Source organism: Chloroflexus sp. (assembly GCF_034435895.1).
Classification (GTDB): Bacteria; Chloroflexota; Chloroflexia; order Chloroflexales; family Chloroflexaceae; genus Chloroflexus.
Genome location: NZ_DAOTWH010000288.1, coordinates 1 through 5,547, shown reverse-complemented (window position 1 = coordinate 5,547; position 5,547 = coordinate 1). Strand labels below are relative to the sequence as shown.

General features: G+C 60.1%; 6 protein-coding genes. 2 read left to right on the top strand and 4 right to left on the bottom strand.

The features are described 5' to 3' along the window. Together trxA and U9R81_RS16165 are read left to right on the top strand one after the other, a co-directional pair. Positions 1 to 352: thioredoxin (gene trxA / locus U9R81_RS16170; protein WP_322496457.1), on the top strand; the 352-nt coding region annotated here is incomplete at its 5' end. Positions 353 to 940: 588 nt separating this feature from the next. Continuing rightward, positions 941 to 1,447: a DUF3592 domain-containing protein gene (locus U9R81_RS16165; RefSeq protein ID WP_322496456.1), complete on the top strand. Its 507-nt coding sequence runs from the start codon at positions 941 to 943 to the stop codon at positions 1,445 to 1,447. A gap of 52 nt (positions 1,448 to 1,499) precedes the next feature. Here U9R81_RS16165 and U9R81_RS16160 read toward each other — a convergent pair whose 3' ends face one another. The 4 genes from U9R81_RS16160 to polA all read right to left on the bottom strand — a co-directional run. Further along, entirely contained in the window at positions 1,500 to 2,195 is a 696-nt protein-coding gene (locus U9R81_RS16160) for an SPFH domain-containing protein (protein WP_322496455.1), read from the bottom strand. Positions 2,196 to 2,231: 36 nt separating this feature from the next. Then, complete coding sequence (locus U9R81_RS16155; RefSeq protein ID WP_322496454.1) at positions 2,232 to 2,405, bottom strand: hypothetical protein; 174 nt, start codon at positions 2,403 to 2,405, stop codon at positions 2,232 to 2,234. A 135-nt stretch (positions 2,406 to 2,540) separates the two neighbouring features. Further along, positions 2,541 to 3,560, bottom strand: a complete 1,020-nt coding sequence (locus U9R81_RS16150; protein ID WP_322496453.1) for a glycosyltransferase family 2 protein — start codon at positions 3,558 to 3,560, stop codon at positions 2,541 to 2,543. Between the two features lie 88 nt (positions 3,561 to 3,648). Beyond that, positions 3,649 to 5,547: DNA polymerase I (gene polA, locus U9R81_RS16145; protein WP_322496452.1), on the bottom strand; the 1,899-nt coding region annotated here is incomplete at its 5' end.

The following is a 5,547-nucleotide window of genomic DNA, read 5'->3' as shown; positions in this document are numbered from 1 at the left end:
GCCAGCCGCCACTGAAGCGCGCGCGCCGGCTGGGCCGGTGACACTGCGCGACGCCAGCTTCGATCAAGTGGTTGGCCAGAGCCAACAGCCGGTGCTGGTCGATTTCTGGGCGCCGTGGTGCGGCCCTTGCCGGGCCGTCGCGCCATCGATCGAGCGGCTGGCGCAAGAGTTCGCCGGCAAAGCGGTGGTGGCCAAGCTCAACGTTGACGAAAACCCGTACACGGCCCAACGCTTCGGCATCACCGGCATCCCGGCGATCTACGTCTTCAAAGGTGGTCGGGTCGTTGAGCGGCTAGTCGGCGCACAGCCGTATCAGGTCTTACGGCAAGCGTTGGCCCGATATGTGGGATGATGGCGCGCGAACGGCCTCGGCGGGAGTGTCCCGCTGAGGCCTTTTTTCATGCAGGCAATGATGGTTGAGCGTATCATGAGGGTATCGTGAATGCTGCGCAAACACCACGCTTGGATGGAGTGCGGCAGTTCCCTGCCGCACGTCTTGCACTAGCTAGATTCCTCAACCGTCAGCAGTTGAGGAACGGACAGAACATGTGGTCAAGTACAACTGTTGATCGTTGTGTGATGCTGCAACGCCCAGCGCTGCACTCCTCTCTCCCGCGCCAGTGGGAGAGGGACTGGAGGTGAGGGCTAACCAGCTCATCGCAAAGCCATCAACTCCATTCGGCGCTCATGCGTTCTGTCCGCTCTTGAACGCGCCAGTGGGAGAGGGGCTGGGGGTGAGGGCCATCAGCCCGCGCAGCGGGCTTCGTACCCCTCGCCCGGCCCTTCAGGTCCAGGTACCGGATCGGATGTCCTGTCCGCCCTTGAATGCACCAGTGGGAGAGGGGCTGGGGGTGAAGGCTAACCAGCTCATCGCAAAGCCATCAACTCCATTCGGCGCTCATGCGTTCTGTCCGCCCTTGAAGTCAGCAGCAAGGTCACGATGAACGCACGGATCCGCAGTCCGCTCGGCGTCATCATCGGCCTGCCGATGATGTTCATTGCTGGTATGTTGTTCCTCAGCTTTGGCTGGAACATCTGCGCCGATCTTGAGCGCCAGATGGCGGCGATGATCCCGGCGCAAAGCGTCGTTGTTGAAGTCGTAAAGCGCACGGCCAATACCAACAGCAGGAACCGAACCTTCTCCTACCCGGTAGTCGAGTACCGCACCGCTACCGGCGAATTGATCCGGTTCGAGAGCACACTCGGCGGCAATCCGCCAGCCTTTCAAGCCGGCGATCAAGTAGAAGTGCTGTACGATCCACAAGCGCCGCAATCAGCCCTCATCGACACGTGGGAGCACTGGCTGCCGGTCTATATCTTTCTTGGCGCCGGCGGCGTGATGATTGGGCTTGGCGGTGTGATGACGCTCGATCTGGGATTGAAACTCTTGAAACTCGGCGGCTTGCTCGGCCTGATCGGCGCGATCCTGTGGCGTCGCCGCACCTAGATACGTCCGACAAAAATGCGGCATCCTGCGGGGCAGGATGCCGCATGTGCGCTTATGGATTAGCCGGCGTCTCACCCGGCGTTGCCGGCTGTGTGAGATTTGGCTGCGGGATCACTAGCGCCTGCCCATCCACCGCTTGATTATTGAGCAGCAGGGTCAGATTGGTATTCGGGTCAACGAACCACACATTCCCCTTCGACATCATCTGCACCAGCAATTCGCGCTCGCGCAGCTCGAACAGTTCGGGGTTTTCACGCCAGTAACGACCTTCGATAGCGCGCACCTGCGCTTCACGGTTGGCGGCCTCTAGCGCGGCAGCGGTGATGCCCTTTTCGCGCGTCAGCGCAACCAGCGCCTCTTGCTCGGCTTGGAAGAGATTATTGGCCTGCTGGGCCTCGATTTGCTGCCGGCGCTTCTGCTCAATCTCGATCTGCACTTCCAGATTGGCTTTTTCGGCCAGCAATTGAGCGTAGGTGTCGCCAACCTTGATATCGAGCACCTTCACCGCTTCAATGGTGATATAGAGTTGATCGACCGGCGCGCGCTGGCCATCGCCGGGAGGCGTGGTGAGAAAACGGAGGATGCGCTCGGCAAATGAGCCGCGATCCGAGAGCGCTTCATCGAGGGTGAATTGGGTGCTGGCGCTCTTGAGCGCATCGTTGATGAAGCCATCGAGAAAATCACCGAGCAGCGTGTCACTCACCCCAATCTCGGCATAGGCTGCGCGCAGCGCCTGCTCGGCCGGCAAGCGGCGAAAATCAACTTGAATATTGATATCGTACGGTTACTTATCGCTGCTAGCGACATTCTGCGAAATTTGGCGCGCTTGGCGGCGCACATTGACCAGCTCGATCTCGGTGAACGGCGCGAAGGGGCGGAAGATTGGCCCTAGCCCATGCACAGCTACGATCTGGCTTTGCACCAGCTCGATCGCGGCTTGCCCTTCATCGACCTGCACCTACTTCATCGTGCTCAGGCCAATGCCAGCAATGATCAGTAGGACGATAAATCCGCCAACGAACGACAACCGTGAATTCATACCTCCTCCTCCGCCAGTGCGCGGCGCTCGCTGCGACATCACAACCTCCTCTGCTCATATCCGCAGTGACGTCTGTTCATGTTGGGAAGTACGCACAGCGGCGGCAGAAGTTGCACCCGGCTCGGCGATACCCAACGTTTCGGCGACAATATAGAGTGGCCGGCCTTTCACTTCATCGTAGATGCGACCGACATATTCGCCGATAATGCCGAGCGAAATCAGTTGCACTGCGCCAAGGAAGAGCACGCTGACCAAGGTGCTGGCCTGCCCGTAAAACGCTGGTTCGGCGGCGGCAGGATTGGCTAACCGCATAATAAACACGACCAACAGGAAGATCATGCTAATCGCGGCGACGATAAAGCCGAGATAGGTCGCCAGTTGCAGCGGCAAATACGAGAAGCTGGTAATACCATCAAGGGCAAAACGCAACATCTTGCGCAGGGGGTATTTGGTGGCGCCGGCGGTGCGGGCATGGCGGCGATACGGCACCCCGGTCTGGCGGAAGCCAACCCACACCGATAAGCCGCGCATAAAACGGTGATGCTCGCGCATGCGCTTGAGCGCATCGACAACTTTGCGATCCATCAACCGAAAATCGCCGGTATCGACCGGAATCTTGACGTTGGTGATTCGCACGATGAGGCGATAAAAGAGAGCCGCCGTCGTCTTCTTAAACCACGTCTCGCCTTCACGTTCTTCGCGCACGCCATACACCACCTGATAGCCCTCGCGCCAGCGCGCAATCAGTTCGGGAATCACTTCCGGCGGGTCTTGCAGGTCAGAATCGATCACGATCACCGCCTTGCCGGCAGCGTAGTCAGTGCCGGCGGTAATCGCAATCTGATGGCCGAAATTGCGCGAGAAGTTAATCACCTTGATCCGCGGATCACGCTCGTGCAGCTCACGCATAATTTCCGGCGACCGATCCCGGCAGCCATCATTGACCAACACCAGCTCAAACGGTTCTCCCAGCGGTTCGAGCGCTGCAATCACCCGCCGGCAAAACTCGGCGATCAACTGCTCTTCATTGTAGACCGGCGCGACCACCGAGAAGGTTGGTTGCACATCAGACATATTCCCTCCCCGCCTCAACCGGCGGCAGATCTAAACCGTTTATTTCAGCACCGGCGTATATCTGAGGTGACAAAGCAACATTATTTCCTCACACCGCCGCCATCTCATCCCAATTCAGCCCAGTTTCGAGATTGACGCCGAGCGGTACCACCAGTTGGTAGGCGCTGCTCATCACCTCACGCAAGAGTTGAGCCGCCGCCGGCACTTCTTCCTCTGGCGCTTCAGCAATCAGCTCATCATGCACCTGTAAGAGCAAACGAGTGCGCAAGCCGCGTTCGCGCAAGGCGCGATGGACATTGACCATCGCGATCTTTATGATATCGGCGGCAGTGCCTTGGATCGGCGCGTTGATCGCCTCGCGCTCGGCAGCCGCCCGTCGCGCGCCGCTGGCGCGCAAGTCTTCCATCACCCGCCGGCGGCCAAACAACGTCTGCACGTAGCCGTGTTGGCGACCAAATTCGAGCGTTTGATCGATATACCGGCGAATGCCGGGGAACTGGGCAAAAAGATTGTCGATCAGTTGGCGGGCAAGGTCGCGCTCGATGCCGAGGCGCTGGGCAAGGCCAAAGGCACTGATGCCGTAGATCACGCCAAACACCACCGTCTTTGCCACCCGGCGCTGGTTTTTGTCGACCTGATCGGGCGCTACGCCAAACAGACGGCTGGCCGTGGCAGCGTGAATGTCGAGGTTCTGCTGGAAGGCGGCGATCAGGTTTTCGTCACCGCTGATGTGGGCTAGCACCCGCAACTCGATCTGTGAATAGTCGGCAGCGACGAAGCGATGGCCGGGAGCGGCGACAAACGCGCGCCGGATTTCGCGGCCCTCTTCCGTCCGCACCGGAATGTTTTGCAAGTTGGGATTGTTCGACGATAAACGGCCTGTCGCCGCGCCGATCTGGTTATACGAGGTATGAATGCGTCCAGTGCGCGGATTGACCAGTTCCGGCAGGGCATCAATATAGGTGCTCTTGAGTTTGGTGAGCTGGCGATAGGCCAGAATATCGGCGGCGATCGGGTAGAGCTGGCTCAGCTCTTCCAACACTTCCGCCGTAATCGAATAGCCGCCGCTCTTGAGCTTGCTGAGGCCGTGGGCGCGCGGATCGATGCCCATCCGCTCAAACAAGACCTCGTTCAGTTGCGGGCCGGAATTGATGTTAAACGGGCCGCCGGCCTGCGCATAAATGCGCTCGGCCAGCTCGTTGATGCGGTGGGCGAAGCGTTTGCCCAGCTCGCGCAGATACTCGTGATCGACCAAAATGCCGGCCAGCTCCATATCGTTCAGCACGTCGATCAACGGCAGCTCGACCCGATAATACAGATCGCGCAGCGCGGCATCGGCGGCCAATTGGACGCTTAACGTCTCGGTGAGGAGCAAGGTGTACAGCGCATCGGCGGCGGCGTAGGGAGCGGCTTGCTCGATGGGCACGGCGGCGAAGCTGATCTGCTTGCTGCCCCGCCCGATCAGGTCTTCGATTGTCGCCGGCGGTTCGGGCAATTTCAACTCGTAAAAGGCTAAATCCTTCAGCCCTTGCCGTTTGCCCAACATCGCCGCCGCAATCATGGTATCGAACGCCAACCCGGCCACCTTCACGCCAGCGCCAGCCAGCACTTTGGCATCGAACTTGGCGTTGTGGGCGAATTTGGGCTTGTGCGGGTCGGCAAACAACGGGCCAAGCGCCGCCACCACCTCAGCCAGCGGCACCTGCTCGCCAACCTCGTGCCCCACCGGCAGATAACAGGCATCGTCGGGCGTGGTCGCGATGGAAATGCCGACCAAATCACTCCCTACCGCTTGCAGACTGGTGCATTCGGTATCGAAAGCAAACGCCGGCGCGGCGCCCAGGCACGCCACGAGATCGGCCAATGCCGCTGAGTCGCGCACAATCCGCGTCGTAGCCGAAGATGGATTGGCTGCTGGCGCTGCGCCGCCAAACAGCGAGAGCTGGGTCAGGCCACCGGCAGCCGGCGGCGGCGCCGGCAGATCGGC